Annotated in this window: 21 protein-coding genes and 2 pseudogenes; 1 reads left to right on the top strand and 22 read right to left on the bottom strand. The window is 59.2% G+C overall.

Going from position 1 to position 21,985, the window contains the following annotated elements:
* Positions 1-310: 310 nt before the first annotated feature.
* Positions 311-613: a hypothetical protein gene (locus FJV83_RS36695; protein WP_127262113.1), complete on the bottom strand. Its 303-nt coding sequence runs from the start codon at positions 611-613 to the stop codon at positions 311-313.
* Here FJV83_RS36695 and FJV83_RS34855 point away from each other — a divergent pair.
* Complete coding sequence (locus tag FJV83_RS34855; protein WP_063169366.1) at positions 593-2,395, top strand: ABC transporter ATP-binding protein; 1,803 nt, start codon at positions 593-595, stop codon at positions 2,393-2,395. The two genes, FJV83_RS36695 and FJV83_RS34855, sit on opposite strands and share 21 nt — an antisense overlap.
* Before the next feature lie 597 nt (positions 2,396-2,992).
* On the opposite strand, the gene FJV83_RS34860 is transcribed toward FJV83_RS34855, so the two are convergent.
* The 21 genes and pseudogenes from FJV83_RS34860 to nifD all read right to left on the bottom strand — a co-directional run bounded on the left by FJV83_RS34860 (position 2,993) and on the right by nifD (position 21,924).
* A complete protein-coding gene (locus FJV83_RS34860; protein ID WP_082826584.1) occupies positions 2,993-3,199 on the bottom strand; it encodes an exopolysaccharide production repressor protein in 207 nt (68 codons plus the stop codon).
* Positions 3,196-3,513 carry a ferredoxin III, nif-specific gene (gene fdxB, locus FJV83_RS34865; RefSeq protein ID WP_174800308.1) on the bottom strand — a complete coding sequence of 106 codons (318 nt, stop codon included), beginning with the start codon at positions 3,511-3,513 and terminating at the stop codon, positions 3,196-3,198. The genes FJV83_RS34860 and fdxB (FJV83_RS34865) overlap by 4 nt, the downstream gene beginning before the upstream one ends.
* Entirely contained in the window at positions 3,510-3,713 is a 204-nt protein-coding gene (locus FJV83_RS34870; RefSeq protein WP_063169367.1) for a CCE_0567 family metalloprotein, read from the bottom strand. Before FJV83_RS34870 ends, fdxB (FJV83_RS34865) begins: the two co-directional genes overlap by 4 nt.
* A 46-nt stretch (positions 3,714-3,759) precedes the next feature.
* Positions 3,760-4,196 (bottom strand): annotated as a pseudogene (locus FJV83_RS34875) (DUF269 domain-containing protein).
* Between the two features lie 324 nt (positions 4,197-4,520).
* Positions 4,521-5,678: a TlpA disulfide reductase family protein gene (locus FJV83_RS34880; RefSeq protein ID WP_063170386.1), complete on the bottom strand. Its 1,158-nt coding sequence runs from the start codon at positions 5,676-5,678 to the stop codon at positions 4,521-4,523.
* A 599-nt stretch (positions 5,679-6,277) separates the two neighbouring features.
* Positions 6,278-7,291 carry a 1-aminocyclopropane-1-carboxylate deaminase gene (locus FJV83_RS34885; protein ID WP_024505903.1) on the bottom strand — a complete coding sequence of 338 codons (1,014 nt, stop codon included), beginning with the start codon at positions 7,289-7,291 and terminating at the stop codon, positions 6,278-6,280.
* A 236-nt stretch (positions 7,292-7,527) separates the two neighbouring features.
* Positions 7,528-7,827, bottom strand: coding sequence for an exopolysaccharide production repressor protein (locus FJV83_RS37810; protein ID WP_082826585.1), 300 nt, complete (start codon positions 7,825-7,827; stop codon positions 7,528-7,530).
* A pseudogene (fdxB, locus tag FJV83_RS34895) lies at positions 7,799-8,114 on the bottom strand (ferredoxin III, nif-specific). Before fdxB (FJV83_RS34895) ends, FJV83_RS37810 begins: the two are co-directional and overlap by 29 nt.
* Positions 8,111-8,269, bottom strand: coding sequence for a CCE_0567 family metalloprotein (locus FJV83_RS34900; RefSeq protein ID WP_224571204.1), 159 nt, complete (start codon positions 8,267-8,269; stop codon positions 8,111-8,113). The pseudogene fdxB (FJV83_RS34895) and the gene FJV83_RS34900 overlap by 4 nt, the downstream one beginning before the upstream one ends.
* A gap of 90 nt (positions 8,270-8,359) precedes the next feature.
* On the bottom strand, positions 8,360-8,803 hold the full coding sequence (locus FJV83_RS34905) for a DUF269 domain-containing protein (RefSeq protein WP_224571203.1): 444 nt from the start codon (positions 8,801-8,803) through the stop codon (positions 8,360-8,362).
* A gap of 320 nt (positions 8,804-9,123) precedes the next feature.
* The gene (locus FJV83_RS34910; RefSeq protein WP_245438181.1) at positions 9,124-10,287 is read right to left on the bottom strand and encodes a TlpA disulfide reductase family protein; all 1,164 of its coding nucleotides are present in this window, start codon (positions 10,285-10,287) and stop codon (positions 9,124-9,126) included.
* 254 nt (positions 10,288-10,541) lie between these two features.
* Positions 10,542-10,919, bottom strand: a complete 378-nt coding sequence (locus FJV83_RS34915) for a hypothetical protein (RefSeq protein ID WP_024505270.1) — start codon at positions 10,917-10,919, stop codon at positions 10,542-10,544.
* Positions 10,920-10,932: 13 nt separating this feature from the next.
* Positions 10,933-12,231 (bottom strand): SidA/IucD/PvdA family monooxygenase, encoded by a 1,299-nt coding sequence (locus FJV83_RS34920; RefSeq protein WP_063169368.1) that lies wholly within the window; start codon positions 12,229-12,231, stop codon positions 10,933-10,935.
* Between the two features lie 842 nt (positions 12,232-13,073).
* Complete coding sequence (locus FJV83_RS34925; protein WP_063169369.1) at positions 13,074-13,946, bottom strand: universal stress protein; 873 nt, start codon at positions 13,944-13,946, stop codon at positions 13,074-13,076.
* Between the two features lie 95 nt (positions 13,947-14,041).
* Positions 14,042-14,746 (bottom strand): response regulator transcription factor, encoded by a 705-nt coding sequence (locus FJV83_RS34930; RefSeq protein WP_224571202.1) that lies wholly within the window; start codon positions 14,744-14,746, stop codon positions 14,042-14,044.
* A gap of 107 nt (positions 14,747-14,853) precedes the next feature.
* On the bottom strand, positions 14,854-15,333 hold the full coding sequence (locus tag FJV83_RS34935; protein ID WP_024505267.1) for a NifX-associated nitrogen fixation protein: 480 nt from the start codon (positions 15,331-15,333) through the stop codon (positions 14,854-14,856).
* Positions 15,334-15,349: 16 nt separating this feature from the next.
* A complete protein-coding gene (gene nifX / locus FJV83_RS34940) occupies positions 15,350-15,847 on the bottom strand; it encodes a nitrogen fixation protein NifX (RefSeq protein WP_063169371.1) in 498 nt (165 codons plus the stop codon).
* Positions 15,844-17,196 carry a nitrogenase iron-molybdenum cofactor biosynthesis protein NifN gene (gene nifN / locus FJV83_RS34945; RefSeq protein WP_024505265.1) on the bottom strand — a complete coding sequence of 451 codons (1,353 nt, stop codon included), beginning with the start codon at positions 17,194-17,196 and terminating at the stop codon, positions 15,844-15,846. The genes nifX and nifN overlap by 4 nt, the downstream gene beginning before the upstream one ends.
* A gap of 8 nt (positions 17,197-17,204) precedes the next feature.
* Positions 17,205-18,689 (bottom strand): nitrogenase iron-molybdenum cofactor biosynthesis protein NifE, encoded by a 1,485-nt coding sequence (gene nifE / locus FJV83_RS34950; RefSeq protein ID WP_024505264.1) that lies wholly within the window; start codon positions 18,687-18,689, stop codon positions 17,205-17,207.
* A 61-nt stretch (positions 18,690-18,750) separates the two neighbouring features.
* Positions 18,751-20,292 carry a nitrogenase molybdenum-iron protein subunit beta gene (gene nifK / locus FJV83_RS34955; protein ID WP_024505263.1) on the bottom strand — a complete coding sequence of 514 codons (1,542 nt, stop codon included), beginning with the start codon at positions 20,290-20,292 and terminating at the stop codon, positions 18,751-18,753.
* Positions 20,293-20,421: 129 nt separating this feature from the next.
* Entirely contained in the window at positions 20,422-21,924 is a 1,503-nt protein-coding gene (nifD, locus tag FJV83_RS34960; RefSeq protein ID WP_024505262.1) for a nitrogenase molybdenum-iron protein alpha chain, read from the bottom strand.
* Between the last annotated feature and the right edge of the window lie 61 nt (positions 21,925-21,985).

A 21,985-nucleotide genomic window follows, 5' to 3' on the forward strand; every position in this document is an offset into this window, starting at 1 on the left:
ACCCAGCCTCGCAACATCCGAAGTCAACGGGACTCGAGCCGGAGTTCCTTCCGCCACCTGGAGTACCCTCAAGAGTCGTGCCAGCTTGCGAGCGAAGCTTCTCCTTCAGGTCGTCAATCGACGGGGGAGGTACCCAGGAGGCGAACCGACAGCACTGTGTCGGGGAGCGCACAATCCGACAGTCGAGCATTCGATTGACGGAATATGGGCAGGAAAGTATTCGCGGCGCGCTTTTGAAATCAGCACCTAAGTGCCGGGCCTGAGAAAGCTGCATTGCAACTGTACTTATTTGATCGAGGCAAGAACAAGCTCAAAATTCAATCGATACATCGACCTTCTTTTCCAATCTCCCGAGTTGAGCAGCCGTAGCAATCGTATCGACTGGATGGCGGCTGACTTTCTCCAGGCTCGGTAACCTGCTGAATTTGTCCTTCGGATGTTCCCGCTCAGTTGGCACGACTTTTGAACTCACCGTCGTGAGGCGGCAAGAGCTGCCCGCCAAAATTGATGCTGTTATGGGGGAGGTCGAAATTCCAGTTTTGTCTTTTATCGTCTTTGGGACCGAGCGTGTTGATGCGCCCGCTTGGAAACTATGAGACGTTTCCCCGTCCATGGGCGCGGCGCCACTTGTCGCGACGTTTTCGCCTTCACTGTTCGCCTCTGGAACAGGCAGCCGGCCCGGCTCGCGATCATCATGACCGCGATGCTCGCCTCCACGCTGGCTGACGTGTTGATGCCGCTCTATTCTGGCCGACTCATCGACGCTGTTTCTCGTGCTGCTAATGCGGCAGCACCAGCTTCGGATTCAGCTGTTGCAGCATTCTCTGTACCGATTGCATTGGCACTCGGTGGCATTGCCATGCGCCACGTCGCCTTCATTGGCCTGAGCGACCTGGTGTTGAAAATGATTTCCGACGTCGCGACCGAAGCGTTCCATCATGTGCAGCGCTTTTCGACAGACTGGCATGCAAACAGCTTCGCCGGCTCGACAGTGCGCAAGATAACGCGCGGCATGTGGGCGCTCGACCTCCTCAACAGCACGATACTCGTCACGCTGCTCCCGTCGTTTGTCATCTTGATCGGCTCGACGGTGCTGCTCGGCTGGCACTGGCCGGTCATGGGCGTGATCTTTGCTTGCGGCTCTCTCGTCTACCTTGCGTTTTCGATTTCGCTGTCGCTCGGCTATGTCGCGCCAGCGGCGAGCCTTGCCAACCGATGGGACACAAGGCTCAGCGGCGCGCTTGCGGACGCGGTCAGTTGCAACGCTGTGGTCAAGGGCTTCGGCGCAGAGGTTCGCGAAGACGAGCGGCTTGCAAATATCATGACGAAATGGCGGCACCGCGCGCGCCGGAGCTGGGTGCGCGGAACGATCATCGGCTCAACCCAAGGCGTAACTTTGGTTGCGCTCAGGGTGGCGGTGGTCGGATATGCCCTGCTTCTGTGGTCGCATGGACAGGCAACGCCGGGCGAGATAGCATATGTTCTCACGTCCTTCATCGTCCTGCAGGGCTATCTGCGTGATGCCGGCATGCATGTCCGCAACGTGCAGCACTCGGTTAATGATATGGAAGAACTGGTGGCCATCCACAATCAGCAGGTGGATGTTGCCGATCGTCCAGAGGCCAAGCCGATCCGGATCACGAACGGCCGTATCGATTTCGAGAACGTCCACTTCCGCTACGCCAACCATCCCCTGCCGCTCTATAGCGAATGTTCGCTGTCGATTGAAGCTGGCGAAAGGGTTGGGTTGGTTGGACCCTCCGGTTCCGGCAAGACAACATTCGTGAAGCTGATCCAGAGACTCTACGACCTGAGCGGCGGCCGGATCCTGATAGACGGTCAGGACGTCTCGGAGGTGACCCAAGAGTCCCTTCGTTCGCAGATCGCGATCGTGCAGCAGGAGCCGATCCTGTTTCACAGGTCGCTTGCCGAGAACATCGCCTATGGCCGGCCTGGCGCGAGCCAGGCCGAGATCGAGCAAGCGGCACGACTGGCAAGTGCCCACGAATTCATCGCGCCCCTGCCGAAGGGCTATGGGACATTGGTCGGCGAAAGGGGTTTGAAGCTCTCCGGCGGCGAGCGCCAGCGCGTGGCGATCGCGCGCGCCTTCCTCGCGAACGCGCCGATCCTTATTCTGGACGAGGCCACATCGAGCCTCGATTCGGAATCCGAGGTGCTCATTCAACAAGCGGTGGATCGGTTGATGGTGGGCCGAACCACACTCGTCATCGCACACCGGCTGTCGACGGTCCGCTCGCTCGATCGGCTGCTCGTCTTCGACCGTGGCCGCATCATGGAGGACGGCGATCATGCCGCCCTGATCAATCTCGATGGTGGCATTTACCGCCGCCTCTTCGAACGGCAGGCGTTGGAACTCGCGAAGGGCCTGGCCTGATCGCTAAACCGGCTTGCGCGATGCGCCGAGCCGTTGCCGGAGAGGGGTGTGGCAGTGACGAGCGGCGGGCGTTAGGCGGCAAAACCAGCACGGCCGGAACTGTCCGCCAAACGGGCGAGCGGGAATGCACCACGTCTAAGCTTCGGCGAATGCGCGCAGTTACACGCGGGCACCGAATTGTCGCGCCTAACGGCGCACGCACCAAAAGGGCGGGAATGTCGACGGCCCGGGAAGAGTGCGGCCCTCGCCGTTACCCACATTTCGCCAAAGGAAGCGAAGTCAACGCACATTGAGAGGGCGGTGCTTCCCGGCCGGCCGGGATCCCTGTCGCTGGCCCAACCTACCGCACGCTGGCCACGTCAACGGTTCAAAGTCCCTTCGGTTCGCAAAGTCGTCCCCTTGGAGACCCGGAAGCGCAGGAGCTCCGACCGCAGTCTTCGCTCAACTCTGGCCATCTGCTCCGGGATTGGATTCCGTTCCCTTGCTAGCACAGTGGCAGCTGAGCACGAACTCGCCGGCCCCGTGTCTTTCGATTACGGCCAACGGGCTTAGGAAGAGATTGGATTCGCCGGCCCTCTGCGGAGCGAATGAACAGTTCTACAGATCATCGACGTCCGCGAAAAAGAGCACGCAGCCGAAATAGCAGGCCTGAAGCAGCAGCGAACAGGCCAGCGTCGTGACGACTGCCACACGGATCGAATCCAAAGCGAAGTAAACCATCGACGCATTGCTGCACAGGACCAGCCCCACGAGCCGACAAAAAGATGAAGTGCAACGCCGTTCTCCTGGTTTTCGCCAGATCATGTTGCGAGCTCGTCGGCCGCAACATGCGTCTGGCAGTTCTTGGGGCAGACGCGGCCGCAGGCTCCGCAGCCTATGCAGCGGCCGGCATCATCGACAACCATGATCATGCGATTGAGCTTGCCGTCGAAATCGTCGTCCTCGTCATCGCAGGGGCCGAGGATTTCACCCGCATCATCAACGCCGTGAAGATGCATGACATCGCGCGAGCAGACCTTGAAACAACGGCAGCAGCCGATGCAGGTCTTGCTATCGATGGAGGTCAGGTACGACGGCATCCAAATGGAGCCGTCACGGGTGGTGAATGTGCGCATCATCCTAAATTCTTCATTGAAGCGAGTTCTCTCTTGGCAACATCCAACTCGGCATAAACGGCTTGGGTTTTCTCGGCGACTTCCTGTATGTCGGCCCACTTGCCCGGCAGACCCTCGACAAGGTCCTGCAATGCCATCTTGGCAATAGCTGCACGCAACTGGAGCTTTCGGACTTTCTTCCTCATCTTATCTAGGTCTGACATAGATCCTTCCTGGAACAATGGTTTTGTTGATGCGCTCCATCTCGGGCTAGGCTTCAATGGCTGCAGTCGCATCGTCGACCAGTTTCGTACCGGCCTCAGCAAGTTTGCGGAAAGTCTCGAAGCCGAACCGGTGGACGTCTCGACAGAACGCCCAACCGCTGGAAGCCCGCAGGGGCTTCATTCCAATTATTGGCGACGTCGACACGCCGGAGCGCTCCTCGATCGCAAGCGCTACGGCGGTGTAAACATGTCGAGCCTCCACAGCGCGTCAGGATCGGGATCGCCGCCAAAGGGTACCGCACGTTGCTGTTGCTTGGTGATGATGAACTCGGCCAGCAGCTCGGCATCCGAATGGCCTTCCCATAAGCCGAAGGAATCCTGAGTACGAATGAGCCGCAGGAGGCATTTGACGAACGGGGAAGCAAGGGCCTCGTCGTCATTGTTGACAGCAGGGCCAACCGGAGGAATTTCGTTGTTCGTCATTTCAGTCTTCGTCTTCGAGGTACGATTTCCTTTTCCTGCGATGCCCACTCCGGGTCCGCTTGCGTGGCCGACGAATGGCTTGGGCGGGCCAACCCCAAGAGTGCCCCGTGGCCGACCTCGACATGTCCACGAGTGCGAGACCTGCGGCGCGAATTCGCGGCGCACATCGTCTGCGCCGCGATCCGACCGGTGGTCAACGCAATTGAAATCCAACCTTCCGCAAGCCGCCGCCCTGCTGCATCGACATACTTGCTGCGAAGAGAGCTTCGATGGGCGGATTGGCCAGTGTTCAATTCCAATTGTCAGTCCCTTCGCGATTCTTGCTCAGGAAGTGACTTCGTTTTGAGTTTCGGGTGCCTTCTTTTGCGGAGCCACACAAAGATCCGCGTGACAGGCAGGCTCACCCGTGTAGTTGGCCAGTGCTTCGAGCAATGGGGTAAGATAGTACTGTTTGGTGTGGTCCGGAATTGGCCCCAGCCGGTCCACCGATTTCAGTGCCACCTCGATCAACTCGATTGCGCGATCTTTGTTGCCGCTCTCGTAATAATACTGAGCTACCGGGAGGTACCGGAGGTATTTAAACGGGCCATCGCCGTTCGGGGGATTGAGTGCCAGTATCTGTTCCGAGAGCTCGTTGCCCATCGCAAAGCGCTCCGCGCGCGGAAGATGGGAATTGTCCATCGTGGGATCGAAGAGTTGGTTGAGGGCCAAGGCCATCCACGACACCGCGTCGGACGTTTTGTCGATCGCGTCCTCGACCAATTCTCGCATGACCGGCATGCCGGTCTTGATGTCGCGCAGCTTGTGAAGCAGAAGATCCGCATGAATCTGCCGGAACTCACAAGAGTCTGGCATCAAGGCGAGGCCTTCTTCGATGGCCAAGAGCGCCGCCGTCCAATCCTCGGCCTGCATCGCCGGCTCAAGTTTGGCGTATATCGGCCCGGTAAGCGACATTTCGCGCGCTGCAAGTTGGTTATGCGCGATGCGCTTTGCATCGGCGGCTTTCGCTTCATAGCTGCTGCGCCAGCTGCCGTTAAGGACTTTCGGCAAAACGTCATCGAGTTCCGCCGGGTGGCCGATAAAAGCGATGTGGCCGTCGCGGTCGACCACGAACGAGGTGGGAATCCCAATCGAAGAGCTGGGATCCATCCAGAGCTTGTTCATTTCGCCAATGTAATCGAACCCGATACGATAATTCAGATTCGGGAACTCCTCGGTCAGCCAGGCATCCACGTTGGTCCGCGCCTCGTCTGCGGTAGGACCCTGTTCGCAGGCGGCAACTCCGACCGCCTCAAATCCGCTGCCTTCATATTTCTCCTGCAGTTCGATCAAATGGGGCATGGCGTCGACACATGGTCCGCACCAAGTCGCCCAAAACTCAACGAGGTAGACCTTGCCGGGCCGAAAGTTCGTGAGGGGCTCGCCACGCAGCCAGTTCTCCACTTTGATCGCAGGAGCCGGGGACCCCATACGCAGTTCCATCTTGGTGTCCAAAGTCATTCCACACCTTTCGTCTCTTTTGTCGCGGAATATTTTCCAGTCAAAATCGGACACGGTCTCGAGGGCATCGCTCCCTCTGGCTTGCTTCAGCGAAGCTCTCACCGTGTTGCCGCACATCAAGCTGCAACGGAGGTGCCAATTCCCTCAGCTCCGGTAAGCGGCGGGAAATGCTTTGAAATTCTCCACGAGGCCAAATGCGGCCGATTGTCGTGAACCCGACATGTCTTCTGCCGCTGTCGGGTTTCGCCCTATCACTCTTGAGAGCTTGGACGGCTCGCCTGTGATTAGACTGGCCTCGGCCCTCGAGCAGTGGCAGTTTGGCGCCAGTTCGAAAGCGCGAACTCGCCGGCTTGGTCCTCGTGCCGCCACCGCCGCGTGTGGATTCTTGCCCCGGAGTCAAAATTCGCCTCGCGGTTGCCAACGGCGGCATGCGCTCAATGCGCGTGGCGTTGAGCACCGACAGCACGTAATGGTACCAATTAGTGGATGCCCGTCGCTGCCTCCACTTCTCCAGCCAAGCGCTCGAACGACGCTACCTACCCACGTTCGAGCGCGACCGCGGAATCGCAGACTGCCGAACGTCAGCCGTTGCGAAAGGTGTAGCCGTACCCGTTGATCGCCGGTGCGCCGCCTAGATGTGCGTAGAGGACCCTCGATCCCTGTGGAAAGAAGCCCCTCTGGACGAGGTCGATCATCCCTTGCATCGATTTGCCCTCGTAAACGGGGTCCGTAATCATGCCCTCGAGCCGCGCGCACAAACGGATTGCCTCTTTGGTTTCCTCCGATGGAACGCCATAACCCGGGTACGCGTAGTCCATGAACAACACCACGTCTGCCTCGACAATTTCCGCTCCGAGGTGGACGAGCTTCGCTGTATTTTGGGCGATGCCAAGCACCTGCGCCTTGGTCTTGGCGGGCATGGCGGAGGCATCGATACCGATCACGTTGCGCTGTCGACCATCCTTGGCGAACCCGACGAGCATGCCGCCGTGGGTTGAACCAGTCACCGTACAGACGACGATATAGTCGAAGGCAAACCCAAGCTGCTCTTCCTGGGCACGCACCTCCTCAGCGAACCCCACATAGCCCAGGCCGCCGTATTTGTGGACAGAGGCGCCGGCAGGTATCGCATATGGCCTGCCGCCCCTTGCCTTGACTTCATAAAGTGCCTTTTCCCAGCTGCGGCGGATGCCGATGTCAAAGCCCTCGTCAACCAGGCGCACCTCTGCCCCCATGATGCGGCTCAAGAGGATATTGCCGACCCGGTCGTAGACAGCATCATCATGTGGGACCCAGCTCTCCTGGACCAGGAGGCATTTCATGCCGATCTTGGCGGCGACCGCAGCGACCATGCGCGTATGGTTGGACTGCACGCCACCGATTGTGACGAGCGTATCGGCATCTGACGCGATCGCGTCGGGCACAATGTATTCGAGCTTGCGCAGCTTGTTTCCGCCGAACGCGAGACCGGAGTTGCAGTCCTCGCGTTTGACGTAGATTTCCACCTTGTCGCCCAGATGCTTGCCGAGGCGGTCGAGCCTCTCGATCGGCGTGGGTCCAAAGGTGAGCGGATAACGTTCGAATTTTTCCAGCATGCTATCTCCAGCAAAAAAGTACCTGAACCTGCTACGCACCGGTCAGCCCAGGGGTATGGTCGCGTGTTAGCCGAACACAGATTCCCTATACGATCAGCTCAGTCATCAGAGGGTGACCAAAATTGGTGTGGGTCTGAGCACTGATCCTGTCATCCGCGCATCAAAGCAGCAGCACATGCTGGGCATTCGACCAAGCCGGGACACAGCTGAAAATTGCATTCCGCAGTTGATCAGAGTCAGACGACTGGTACCCGAGCTTTCCTGTAACCATCGGCATGCTGGCCCCTGTGGCGAGTTCCACGAGCGCGGCTAGAGGACTGCCAGATCAGAAAGAGCACGCGGCCGAAGTAGCCGGCCTGAAGCAGCAGCGAACAGGCCAGCGTCGTGACGACTGCCACACGGAGCGAATCCAAAGCGAAGTAAACCATCGACGCATTGCTGCACAGGACCAGCCCCACGAGCCGACAAAAAGATGAAGTGCACGCCGCTCCCCTGGTTTTCGCCAGATCATGTTGCGAGCTCGTCGGCCGGAACATGCGTCTGGCAGTTCTTGGGGCAGACGCGGCCGCAGGCTCCGCAGCCTATGCAGCGGCCGGCATCATCGACAACCATGATCATGCGATTGAGCTTGCCGTCGAAATCGTCGTCCTCGTCATCGCAGGGGCGAGGATTTCACCCGCATCATCAACGCCGTGAAGATGCATGACATCGCGCGAGCAGACCTTGAAACAACGGCAGCAGCCGATGCAGATTTGCTATCGATGGAGGTCAGGTACGGCGGCATCCAAATGGAGCCGTCACGGGTGGTGAATGTGCGCATCATCCTAAATTCTTCATTGAAGCGAGTTCTCTCTTGGCAACATCCAACTCGGCATAAACGGCTTGGGTTTTCTCGGCGACTTCCTGTATGTCGGCCCACTTGCCCGGCAGACCCTCGACGAGGTCCTGCAATGCCATCTTGGCAATAGCTGCACGCAACTGGAGCTTTCAGACTTTTTTCCTCATCCTATCTAGGTCTGACATAGATCCTTCCTGGAACAATGGTTTCTTGATGCGCTCCATCTCGGGCTAGGCTTCAATGGCTGCAGTCGCATCGTCGACCAGTTTCGTACCGGCCTCAGCAAGTTTGCGGAAAGTCTCGAAGCCGAACCGGTGGACGTCTCGACAGAACGCCCAACCGCCGGAAGCCCCCACGGGTTTCATTTCTATTGTCGGCGACGTCGACACGCCGGAGCGCTCCTCGATCGCAAGCGCTACGGCGGTGTAAAACATGTCGAGCCTCCACAGCGCGTCAGGATCGGGATCGCCGCCAAAGGGTACCGCACGTTGCTGTTGCTTGGTGATGATGAACTCGGCCAGCAGCTCGGCATCCGAATGGCCTTCCCATAAGCCGAAGGAATCCTGAGTACGAATGAGCCGCAGGAGGCATTTGACGAACGGGGAAGCAAGGGCCTCGTCGTCCCCGTGGACAGCAGGGCCAACCGGTTCATGAGGAATTTCGCTTTTCCCCAATTTCAGTACTCCTCTTGAAGGACGATCTCTTTTTCTGCGATGTGTGGTTCGGGCGCTTGCGTGGGCGGGGAATGGCTTGGGCGAGCCGATCCCACGCAACAGTGTCCCGTGGCCGACCTCGAGCACGTCCACCAATGCGAGACCTTTCACCGCGGCGCGAACGCCTGCGCCGCGGTTCGACCCGAGGTAAACGCAATGGAAATTCCACCTGCCGCAAGCCGCGCACTTTTGCGGCATCGACGTTATTGCTGCGAAGTGCGCCTGGGCGGGCGGATTTGCCGGTGTTCAATTCCAATTGTCATGCCCTTCGCGATCCTTGCTCAGGAAGTGACAGCGTTTTGAGTTTCGGAAGTCTTGTTTTGCGGAGCCACACAGAGACCCGCGTGACAGGCAGGCTCACCCGTGTAGTTGGCCAGGGCTTGGAGCAACGAGGTGAGGTAGCGCTGTTTGGTTTGGTCCGGCACTGGCTCCGAATGGTCCAGCGATTTGATTGCCACCTCGATCAACTCGATCGCCCGGTCCTTGTTGCCGCTCTCGTAATAATACTGAGCGACCGGAAAGTAACACCCGAATTTAAAGTCTCCATCGCCTTGCGGAGGATTAAGTTCCAGGATCTGTTCGGAGAGCTCCTTGCCCATCGCAAAGCGATCATCATGCGGAAGATGGGAGTTGTCGATCGTGGGATGGAAGAGTTGGTTCAGCGCCATCACCACCCAAGACATCGCTTCGAACTTTTTGTTGATCGCGTCCTCGACCAATTCGCGCATAAGCGGCAAGCCGGTTTTGATGTCGCGCAGCTTGTGAAGCAGAATATCCGCATGAACCCGCCGAAAATCAAAAGAGTCTGGCATCACGGCGAGGCCTTCTTCGATGGCCAATAGTGCCGCTGCCCAATCCTCGTCCTGCATCGCCGGCCCAAGTTTGGCGTATATCGGCTGACTCAGCGACGATTCGCGCACACGCGAGATTCGCTTTGCATCGACGGCTTTCGCTTCATAGCTGCTGCGCCAGCTGCCGTTAAGGACTTTCGGCAAAACGTCATCGAGAGGTGCCGGGTGGCCGATATAAGCGATGTGGCCGTCGCGGTCGACCACGAACGAGGTGGGAATCCCGAACGAAGAGCTGGGTTCCAGCCAGAGCTTTTTCATTTCGCCAGTGCAATCGAACGCTGTCCGATAATTCAGATTCGGGAACTTCTCGGTCAGCCAGGCATCCACGTTGGTCCGCGCTTCGTCCGCGGTTGCAGCCTTTTCGCAAGCTGCGACTCCGATAATCTCAAATCCGCTGTCTTTATATTTCTCCTGCAGTTCGATCAAATGGGGCATGGCGTGGACACATGGTCGGCACCAAGTCGCCCAAAATTCAACGAGGTAGACCTTGCCGGGCCGAAGGCTCGTGAGGGGCTCGCCACGCAGCCAGTTCTCCACTTTCAGCGCAGGAGCCGGGGACCCCATACGCAGTTCCATCTTGGTGTCCAAAGTCATTCCACACCTTTCGTCTCTTTTGTCGCGGAATATTTTCCAGTCAAAATCGGACACGGTCTCGAGGGCATTGCTCCCTCTCGCTTGCTTCAGCGGAGCTCTCACCGTGTTGCCGCACATCAAGCACGGCAAAGGGCATGCCAACCCTTCTTAGCTTCGGCAAGCGCCGGTACCGCCTTGAATAAGCGAGCCCTAACACGGCCAGCTGACGTTAACCTGAATGTCGGCTTTCGACGGCTCACCTTAGCGGCTGCCGTTTAGGAAGGTGAGAGTTTGGCTGGCCCGCTGGCGATAAGACCGGCTTCGGCGTCCTGGAGTAGTCGCACTTCGGCGATGGGGTCGAAAGTGCGGGAGAGGCTCGGTACCCTTGCAGCCACCGCCGCATGTGGCCCGGCGTCATAATTCGCGTCGCGGTTGCCAACGGCGGCGTTGGGCTCGATCCACGTGGCGTTGAGCCCGACAGCACGTAAAGCTGCATCGTGATTGAATGCCCTTTGCTGTTTCACGCCAAGCAGGAGTCGCGCGACGCTACCTTGCTCAAGCGCGAGCAGAGCGATCTGACGCCGTAGGAATATTGCTCGTCCCGCTTTTGCCGCCAGAGGCGGAAATCTTTCCTGAATGCCACCGCCGATCATCAATATCGACGAATCATATCCCGCTGCCCATTTGTTCGACTCCGAGGTCGGGCCAGCACTCCGTCAAGGGACGGTTGATGAACCCTAGATGCTCGGGATTGGCGCATGGCGCGCGCCGCAGAAGGCTGTCAAGGATGCGGCGCGCTCGCCAGGCCAGCAGCCCAAAGTTCGGATCAGCCAGCCCGCGCTGTCCAAGGCAGGCGTTCTGAACGAAAAGGCGTCGGTCTCGCGGTCCGTCCCAGTACACCGAAAAATCCTCGCCGATGGCGAGCTCATTGCCGATCTGTTCGAGGCGATCTGCGATCGGTTCTAGGAAACCCGGCAGCGGTTTCTCGTACCCGGTGGCCAGGATGACGATATCGGCGGTTACTTCTCCGATGTTGTCCAAGCCGCGTTGCAGCGTGAGCCTGTGCCCTGCTCCGGCATTGATGCAGCGCGACACGTTGCAACTTGGCCGCAATGTGATCTCGCATTGGTGTGGCTCGAGAAAGGCGTGGTGGTAGAGCGCCTGATAGACCGCGCGCAACTTGCTTTCTGAAATGCCCTCGGAGGCAAGCGCGAAACGCCGCAGGAACAGCTGTCGATGCACCTCGCTCATCGCAGCAAAACGATCCGAGAAGCATGGCGTGAACAGCCCGTTTGTGAACGCGTGGTCGTCGAAAGGCATCTCGCGCGTCAAGACCCATGTGATCGCCGCGGGCCGCCGTTCTTTCGGCCGGCCGACAAGGTGCAGTAGCAGCTCGGCTCCCGACTGTCCGCCGCCAACAACGCAGACATGCTTTTTTTGCACCTCAGGATTGATGTGGGCCAACTCAGATGAGTGGAACAGGTTGGGTCCAGTCCAGCCATGAAACTGAGGCGGAATTTGCGCCTGCTTGCCTATGTCGATGACGAGGTTTCTTGCATCAAGGACCGCGTTGTCCGTCCGCACGCGAAACTCGCCGTCAAAGCGGATTTCGCGAACGGCCTCGCCGCCACGGACAAGCGGATTCTTCTGGAACGCCCAGTTGAGATATTGGGCGAACTCGGCTCTAAGCACCCCGTGAAATTGCGCATTGAGGAAATTGTAAAGACGCCCGTTCTCGTGGAGGTAGTTTACGAATGTGTAGGCTGATCGCGGATTGACCAGAGTAACCAGATCCTGGAAGTGGCCGACCTGGAGCTCCGCGCAATCGAAAGCGCTGCCTGGATGTCCTCGGAAATCGACCTCCCGGTCCAGGAACAGTGCCCCTTGCGCAATCTCTTCCTGTATCTGACACGCAAGGCTCAAATTAGATGGTCCAGCACCCACACCAATACAAAAGAGGTCCACTTATCCTTACTCCTCTAGGAGTGTTTTCCAACTCAGCGGCATGTTGACGTCGATTGCCGGGCATTGAGCAATGCGAACCTCACAGGCATGCTTGAGCCGCGGTCCCGACTGAGAGGACAGCAAAAGCGTGTGCCGCCTTCCAGGTCTTGGGCTCAATGTCGGCGGCATCGACAGCGGCGCGGCGTGATCCGAACCCAAGAGCAGAAGGAAAGTGTGTGATGCTGTCGCGCGGCTCTTCCGGATCTTACGGCGGCTTCTAGCGCCGGCCTCCACCCCAGGAGTGGCTGTTTCCCTGCCACGACGGAAGCGGCTCTTTCTTTCGAGGGGCGTAACCATGGATAACGGCTCTTAATGCTTTCGGAGACTCCCATGCATGCGGCGTGCCGGATAAAGACCTGTCAAACCAACGAGTTCGCGCAGTTCCAGCTCGTCTGGAATCCGACATTGTCGCACGCCCGACGATCGGGCAGGGGAAGCTCCGCGGCAGCGGCCCTTGCACACCGCAGGCTGACAGGGACAGCCGCCGATTTGACGCGCGTCCGGGTACTGATAAGGGGCCTTCCAACAGGGTTCGCGCACGAGGCGGGGTCTCCTGGTACACCCGCCCTGTGGCTTGGCTGCGGTCTGCTGCAGCCGTTCGTCTTTACTGCCCGTTGCGGACGATCTCGCACGAGTTGGTTCACGAGAGCGTCGTGAAGCAGTCGAGGCGTCCGGTTTGGCTCTGACAAGCGTCGCAAGATGTTCGCGGATCCAGCCATGTCTCCGCAATCCGACCGGTAACCGACGACGACTTCGGACTGGTTGGCGGTCCTACGACCTGATCGGTGTTCCTACGGAGCTGATCAGCGAGCCAAAAACAGCGGCAATGTGGTCTTCCCAAAGCTCCAGCTCGGCGGACCGCCGAAAATCCGCTCACGCAGCCCACGGCTGCCATAAGCACCCATAACCATCATGTCAGCACAGATGTCGTTCGCGTGCTGGGTCAGCACTGTGCCCGCCGATTTGCCGGCGCTCTTAAGCAGGTCAACGGAGACCCGAGCACCGTGCCGAGTAAGATAGGCAGCGATGTCAGCTCCAGACTGCGCGCCTTTCCCGTTGTTTTGCGCCTTTGGATCGACCATAGCGACACAGACTTCCTTGGCAGCGGATAGGATACTAAGAGCTTCCCGAACCGCACGCGAGGCCTCTACACGCGAATCCCAGCCGACCAGCACGCGTCGAGGCGACAGCGTCGCCTTAACGCCCTTCGGCACGATGAGCACCGGCTTTCCGCTATCGAACAAGCAGCCGTTGACAACAGGAGGTCCGAGAGTCTCATCGTTGAGGAGGTCTCCTCCAACGATCGTCAGGTCAGCGCAGAGCGCCCGCTGTCGTGCCACTTCACCGAGGCTAGCCGGATCGCAATAGTCGGTGTCAACGTCACAGGAAAGCGACATAGCTTTCAGCCTTTTGAGGATATCCGCGGACCGTCTTTCCATTCTGGTCACGTCCTGTGAAAATTTCTCGATTTGCTGAAATCGATAGTTCGGTACTGCAATTGCCTGTGCACGTCCTGTATTCCATTCGGGGGGCGGAGACGACATCAAGAGCAATGGAGGCGGTATAATGAGTACCGATAGGTGCGCGCCGACCTCGGCACACAGTCCGGCAGCTGTTGTGAGGTCCTCATCAGAATGATCAGCACCCGTCACACTGAATATGCTTTTAAATTCCATTTGCCTGCTTCTCCTGGTCTTCGTTAGGAGCGCCTCAAAGCGGCAACACCGCTCTCAGGAGGAAGAGAGAGCGGCACCACGTTCGATCACCGATTTCAGTCGTCCGGCTTCTCGAGCGAGTAGCCGGCCGACCTGACGGTGCGAATGACGCTGCCGGGCAAGGCCGTTTTCAGCGCCCTCCTGATTCGGCTGATATGGACATCGACGGTGCGTGCACCGACATGAATGTTGGGCAGCCAGGCCGCCCCGATAAGCTCGTCCCGGCTGAAGACCTTGCCGGGGGCCTCAATCATAAGCCGCAGCACGTTGAAATCGATCCGTCCGAGATGGATGTCGTGGCCATTACCGCGAACCCGATGGGCATCGAGCTTCATCTCCAGGCCTCCACAACAAATCCAACTGTCGTTTTCAACCCCGTTCGGACCACGCTTGGTCAGCCCGAGCCTCGCCCGCAGGCAGTCGAGCAGCTTGGCCGGAGCCACCGGCCGCACAAAGCTCTCAACGCCTGCCTTCAAGAGATCGAGGTGCTGGTGCTCGGCGCCAGGCGCGATCAGGGCGATGATAGGCAGGTCGGTGGTGCGCGGTTCCCGCTTGAGGTGGGCGCAAATTGCGGACCCGTTTATGCTGGCTGGGTCGCAATCCAGCACTACGGCCTGAAGCTCCCGTTGTTCGGCCAAGGCCAGCGCAGCCTTCGCGCCGTCTGCCGTCTCACTGCTGAAACCGTCAACCTCCAGTATGTGGCTGTAGAGCAGATAGAACTCGGCATCTTGCGAGCAGATCAGGACCAGCGGCTTCTTCATCGGCGATACCCCAACAACCTGGTCGGCCTCGAGTCCCTGGATCGAGGGGACTGGCCAACATAGTTTCTCGGGTCCGTCATGATGGCCTTTCTCGAAAATCGCGCCCATCATGCCAGCGCCACGTGGGGAAAGGTTTCGATGACTGAAATCGCATCGTCGACCAGCTTCGTACCGGCCGTGGCGAGCTTCAGGAGCGTCTCGAAGCCAAACCGGTGGACATCGCGCAGCGTTTTGGACAAAACGACCAGCCGTCCGGTCGTGAAAAGCACCCGACCAAAACCCTCATGGCTCACCTGGATCATCGGCGATGCCATAAGGCCGCAGCGCTCCTCGATCGCAAGCCCGATGGCGGCGTAGTACTTGTCGAGCCTCCACAGCACGTCGGGATCGGGATCTCCGATGATTGGGATCCCTCGGCGCTGTTCCTTGGTAATGATGAAGTCGCCCAGCAGCTCAGCGTCCGCTTTGCGTTCCCACGAGCCATAGGAATCCTGAGAACGGATCAGCCGCACGAGGCATTTGACGAACGGGGTGCAAAGAGCCGCCTCGTCTTCGGCGACAGCTGGGGGGATTGCGGGGTCAGGCATTGGCGTCCTCCTCTTTTCAGTCCTCGTCCTCGAAGGACGGTTTCTTTTCGGCAATGCCCGCTCGCGCCAGCACCTTGCGCAGCCAAGGCGGAGGACACGTCCTGAGCATCATCTGCGTGCGCAAGAGCACCTGTGGGATCGATTGGGGCTCCGCCACTTTGATCGGGTGGATTTTTGCCGCGACAAGCTTGGCTGCCGAAGGGCCGCCAATTGCCAGACAAAACAGGATCTGACAGCCCTTGAGCGCATCCACCTTTGGCGTGATGCGATCATCGCGCTCGGCCCGATGCTCCCCGCTTTCATCGGACACGTCATCGAAGGCCACGGCTTCTACGAGATTCCATTCCTCGCGCGTCACGTCGTAGACAGCAAAGCGCCTGGCCGACCCGAAATGGGCGTTGAGGTCCTGCATGTCCTGAGTGGCGATCGCAACGCGCAATGCGCCCTTACGTCGTTCAGGCATCGGGGCGAAAACCTCACTACTGACCAGCGAGAGGCGGCGAACAGCGTTCATCGTGATATTTCTCGATTACGGAGTGGATCAAGCGCCTCAGGAGTGGGCGCGTGTTGGTTGGCCTGGAAGATGCTGGCGACCTCGAAGATCATGTCGCGGGTGCCCTGATAGAGAATTGCGAGCTTGTGCTGGCTGCCTAGTCGATCGAAGACCGGGAACCCGATGCGCATGAGCGGAATTCGGAGCCGCTCCGATGCTTGGCGCCCGTGCGAATGCGTGACAAGCAGGTCAGCACCGACGGCAAGACTTTCCAGATCGCCGAGATCGCCGATCTGAACCGAAACCGCCGGGACTTTCTCGAGAATTTTAGACCTGTCGGTCGTTGTGACGGCCGCGGCTATCTCGGAGCCGAGGCCAGCAAAGAAGGTCGCAAGTTGGAACAGCTGGTCTGGTTCGGCAGCGATGGCAATTTTCTTGCCGCCGAAATGGAAATGTCCGTCGAGCATCGCGTCCTGCAATTGCGCCCGGCGCCGGCGCACGCGGGCCGGTACCGCCGCGCCCGAAATCGCAGACAGCAGCGACACGAAGCGGTCCGTGTCCTGCAGCCCAGTCAGTGACTGGAACAACACGTAAGGCACGCCGGTCAACCCGTGCAGCGCTTTCGCCGGGCGGCGCATGTGCTCACCGATGGCGATGCATTGCATGGCCGTGCCCAACTCGCGAATGTCTTCGACGCTGGTGCCGCCGTATGTGGTCGCTACCCAGCGGTCAGGAACCGTACCGTCGAGCGAGCCTGAAATGTCGGGCAGAATAACCGGCTTGAGCCCAAAGCTTTCAACCATGTCACGCATATGCTCGATGTCGGCGACAGTGAGGTTGCATCCGGGCAGGATCGCGATCTTCTTCGGCTGCCGCGCACGTTCGCCCGAGCCTGTAATCCCTTTGATCATTGCGGTGACTGCCTTGGCCCAGCCCTCTTCGATCGCGCCGTCAAAATCCGGCGTGTTGGCCAGCACGACCTCCGTACCCGCAAGCTCTTGCGTGTGCTTCAGCTTGATGTTCGCAATATCACTCGCGCAATCTTCGCCACGCGTCTCCACCAGCGCGGTCGTGCACACCCCGATCAGCTTTGGCTTCGTGCGGTTCTTGAGGTTGAGGATGGCTTCTTCAAGATGGTCGGCAGCGCCGAGGATGGTCGCCACCTCATCCATCGCTGTTGTCTGCAATGGAATCGTTTCTTTGAAGTGCCGTACGAAGAGCACGAGCGCGAAGCTTGTGCATCCCTGGCTGCCGTGGAACAGCGGCATCGCGCCGTCGACCCCAAGAAAGGCAAAGGCGGCACCCAGCGGCTGCGACGACTTCAGCGGGTTCACCGCCGCGGATTTGGTCTGGGGAAGGATGCGGGCCATCGGTCGCCTCAACACTCGCTGAACTCGTGTGCCGTCGCGCCGGCGAATTCATCGAACAGGTGCCCGGACTCCTTCTTCGTGCATGGCAGTTCGTCTTTTAGATCAGGCTGGCAATCCCACGGGGCCGGCTGGCGCACCTGAGACCAGACCGGATTGTGAATGGCGAGGTCGATCTGGCGTACGAGTTCCACCATGCCGGCATAGCCGGCATAAGGGTGCTGGCGCTCCTGGTTGATATCGAGCCAGGGCGTCTTGGCCTTGAGCGCAATGAATTGCGTGCGACCGCCCGACAGCATGATATCGGCCCTGTGTTCAGAGAGCATGGCGTACAGCTCGCGCGCAGCCATGTATTCGAACATATGCTTGTCGTGCTTGAGAACTTGTTTGATGCGCTCCTTGTCCTGCACCGTAGATTTCTTGACCGAGGTGCCGACGATCTCGATTCCGATCTCCATCAGCGCACGGACAACCGACCAGGACTTCACACCGCCTGTGTTGAGCAGCACGCGCTTGCCTTGGAGCCTTTGCCGGTAGGATTCGAGTTTCTTCCACGCGATCGCCTCCTGCTGCGCGATCAGCGTCTCCGTGCGCTCGAGGATCTCCGGATCGGCGCCCTTCCTCACCAGCAGCCTGACAAGGTTGCGAAGAGCTTGCGATGTGTCGGAGATGCCATAGAAGGAGCCCTCGAAGAACGGGATGTCCCAGCGCTCCTCCATCTTGCGGGCAAGACTGATCAGCGCGGTCGAGCACACGATCATTGCCGCCCGGGCGCGGTGCGCGGAAGCAATGTCGCGGTAACGCGCATCGCCGGGAATGCAGGCGCGCACCCGGATGCCGAGCCGATCGAGGAGCGGCTTTACAAGCCAGAATTCGCCCGAGAGGTTGAATTCGCCAAGGATGTTGATGTCGTAGGGCCCGGGGTCGTCGGGTTCGACCGTGCCGATGACATGATCGAGCAACGCCTCGGCGGCGAGCTTGTTGCCGAGGTTCTTGGAGCCTGCCAGGCCAGGCGCATTGATCGGCACCACGGCCAAACCGAACTTTTCCGTGGCGCGTTTGCACACGGCCTCGATGTCGTCACCGATCAGCGCCGTTACGCAAGTTGAGTAGACGAAGATCGCCGGCGGCGCGTATGTGTGCTTGATCTCGCGGATCGCCTTGAAGAGTTTCCGCTCGCCCTGCCCCATCACCAGGTCGAGTTCGGTGAGGTCGGTCGTGAAGCTTGTCCGCCACAAGGTCGGCCCTGACGAAACCGCACCACGGTTGTCCCAAGAATTGCCCTCGCAGGCGAGCGGCGCATGGACCAGATGCGCAACGTCGGTGATCGGCTGCAGGACGATCTTGGCTCCGTCAAAGGCGCAGCCGCCGGCTGCCGCCCCTGGTGTCAGCGACTTCGAGCAGCCCTCCTTGCGCGCCTTGGCATCTTTGCCACGGTTCTTATCGCAGGCGGGCTCATCGAAGGCGTCCTTGATTTTGGCGCTGAGGGAGGACATCGCTCAGCCTCCCCAGTCCATTGGGCAAGGAATGGCCTCGGCGAAAAGCCGGCCACGGCTCTTAGCGCGTGAGGTCATAGGAATAATCCGTCACACCCGTCTCGCTCGTCTCGCGATCGAGTTTGTCGAAGATCTTGTCGAGGATCGTCGTCAGCACGCGCAACGCGCCCTGGTAGCCAAAGAGCGCAAAGCGGTGATGATGGTGCCGATCGAAGATCGGAAACATCAGCCGGATCAGCGGCGTTCCGGTGTCGCGCTCCAGGTACTTGCCGTAGGAATTGCCGATCAAAAGGTCCACCGGCTCGGTAAAGAGCAGCGAGCGCAGCGCCCACAGGTCCTTGCCCGCCCAAACCTGGGCAGCCTTGCCGAAAGGCGAGGATGCTAGCAGCTTCTTCAAATCGGCTTCCCATGCCGAGGTGCCATTGGTGGCGAGGCAATGGGTTGGCTCGCCGCCGGTCTCCATGACAAAGCGGGCCATTGCGTGAACGAAGTCGGGATCACCGTAGATGGCGTATTTCTTACCATGCAGCCAGGATTGGCTGTCCGCCATGGCGTCTACCAGTCGGCCGCGCTCGAGGCGAATTGCCTCGGGAATCTCCTTGCCGGAAATCGCCGCGACCTCCATCAGGAATTCGTCCGTCGCCTGAACGCCGAGCGGATAGTGGAACGAGGCCGTCGCCTGCCCGACCTCCTCGCAATAGCCCAGTGTCTTTCGGGTGTTGTGATGCTGCAGCGAAAGCGTTGCCTCGGCGTTGAGGGCCTTCTTCACCTCGTTGATCTTCGTGCCCCCGTCATACATGCGGTATTCACCGTCCGAAGGCGTATCGAACTGGTCAGAGGCATCCTGGATCAATGTATAGGACACGCCCATTACATCGAGCAGGCGCTTGAGCTCCCGGTTGTTGCCGACGCAGAAGCCGTCGAAGCCCGGAATGATGTTGATGGTTCCTTCGATTTGCGTACGCTCCTGACCTTTCCAGAAGTGCTCCAAAATGCCTTTGACCATGTTGTCATAGCCGTCGACATGACTGCCAACGAAGGCCGGGGTGTGGGCAAAGGGCACGTCGAAGTCGCGCGGGACTGAATCTTCGTCCTTGGCGTTCTGGATGAAGCTGTGCAGGTCGTCGCCAATGACCTCTGCCATACAGGTCGTCGACACGGCAATCATCTTGGGGTCGTAGAGCTGGTAGGTGTTGGCGAGCCCGTCGACCATGTTCTTCAGGCCGCCAAACACCGCCGCATCCTCGGTCATTGAGGAGGAGACCGCCGCGGCAGGCTCCTTGAAATGGCGCGACAGGTGCGAGCGGTAATAGGCGACGCAACCTTGGCTGCCGTGGACGAAGGACATGGTTCGCTCGAAGCCGGCGGCAGCGAATACCGCACCCAGCGGCTGGCAGGCCTTGGCCGGGTTCACGACAAGCGCTTTGCGGGCGAGGTTCTTTTCGCGGTATTCCCACGTCTGGGTGAAATCGCGCTGATCGGAAACGATTTCATCGGGGTGCGGACATTCGAAGTTTAGCTTCTTCTCAGCGAGCATCTTTCTGTATTCCGGCTCGCGGAACAGGGGAGCGTGATCGAGAATTTTTTCAGCCGACTGCGGCATGATGATTACCTCTTTTGCATCTGGCTGCGCGGGACGGCAGCTCAGGACGTCAAGACGTTCCAGGCTCCGGCGGATCAGAGGCCGCGGGAGTTCACCGTCTCAGTGGGAGACTGGGGCTGAAGCAAATGTTTATTCGGCAGCCATCGCCCGCTCATCGCCCCGGCTTCTTTTCCAAGGCGCGTGGAATAGGTCCCAGACCGGGTTGTTAATGGCGAGATCCACATCACGTGCGAAAATGGCAAAGCCGTCGTAGCCGTGATACGGGCCTGAATAATCCCAGGAATGCATCTGGCGGAACGGTATGCCCATCTTCTGCACCGGGTATTTTTCTTTGATTCCCGAGCCGACCAGATTTGGGCGAATCCCTTCGATGAATTTCTCCAACTCATAGCCGGTCACGTCATCGTAGATCAGCGTGCCGTTCTTCACGTAGTGGCCGGTGCGCTGATAGTCGTCGCTGTGGGCGAATTCATAGCCGGTGCCCACGATGACCATGCCGAGGTCCTCGTAGGCCGTGACGACGTGGCGGGGGCGCAGGCCGCCGACATAGAGCATCACGGTATTTCCTTCCAGGCGCGACAGGTACTTGGCGATGACCGCATCAACAAGCGGCCTGTACTTGGCAATGACCTTTTCGGTCTTCTCCTCGATTTCCGGCCCAAAATGCTTGGCTATGTTGCGCAGAGAGGCTTCGATCTGGGAGGGACCGAAGAAATTGTACTCCATCCAGGCGACGCCATACTTTTCCTCCATATGCCGACAGATGTAATTCATCGACCGGTAGCAGTGGATAAGATTGAGCTTAGCCTTCGGGGCGCGCTCGATCTCTGCGAGTGTGGCGTCACCCGACCAGTTGCCAACCACGCGCAGCCCTATCTCCTCAAGCAGTATGCGCGAGGCCCAGGCATCGCCGCCGATATTGTAGTCGCCGATGACGTTGACGTCGTAGGGGCCGGCCTCGAACTTGACATCCTTTTTGTCGAAGACCCAATCCCGGATTGCATCATTGGCGATGTGGTGGCCAAGCGACTGCGAGACGCCGCGGAAGCCCTCGCAGCGTACCGGCACGATCGTCTTGTCATACTCCTTGGTCTTTTTGCGAGAAACGGCCTCGGTGTCATCGCCAATCAGGCCGATAGGGCATTCGGACTGCACGGTGATGCCGTTGTTGAGCGGAAACAAGACTTCAATCTCGTCAATGATCTGTTCCAGCTTCTTGTCGCCGCCGAAGACGATGTCCTTCTCCTGGAAATCGGAGGTGAACTGCATTGTCCCGAACGTGTCGACGCCCGTTGTACCGACGTAGTAGTTGCGGCGCTGCGACCAAGAATATTGGCCGCAGCCGACCGGGCCGTGCGAGATATGGACCATATCCTTGACTGGCCCCCACACCACGCCTTTCGAACCAGCATATGCACAGCCGCGAATCGTCATCACCCCGGGAATGGACTTGATGTTCGATTTGACGTCGCATTCGGAAAGGACCTCGCTTTCCCCGCCAGCCTCGTTGCCGCTCTTTGCGACGTTGAGGTGCTTCTTGCGGCGCTTCGCCGCCTTGTCGGGATAATGCGACAGCACCTCTTCGATAAGCTTCGCATGAAGAGCACCGTCATTCTCGTATTCCCGGCTCATGAGTCCCCCTTTCAAGGTTGGGTGACGCCTCAAAGAATAGGCGCCGTTCTCTGCAAGGCGC

Origin of the sequence: Mesorhizobium sp. WSM4307 (assembly GCF_007003945.1) — a bacterium.
In the GTDB taxonomy this organism is placed as follows: Bacteria; Pseudomonadota; Alphaproteobacteria; order Rhizobiales; family Rhizobiaceae; genus Mesorhizobium.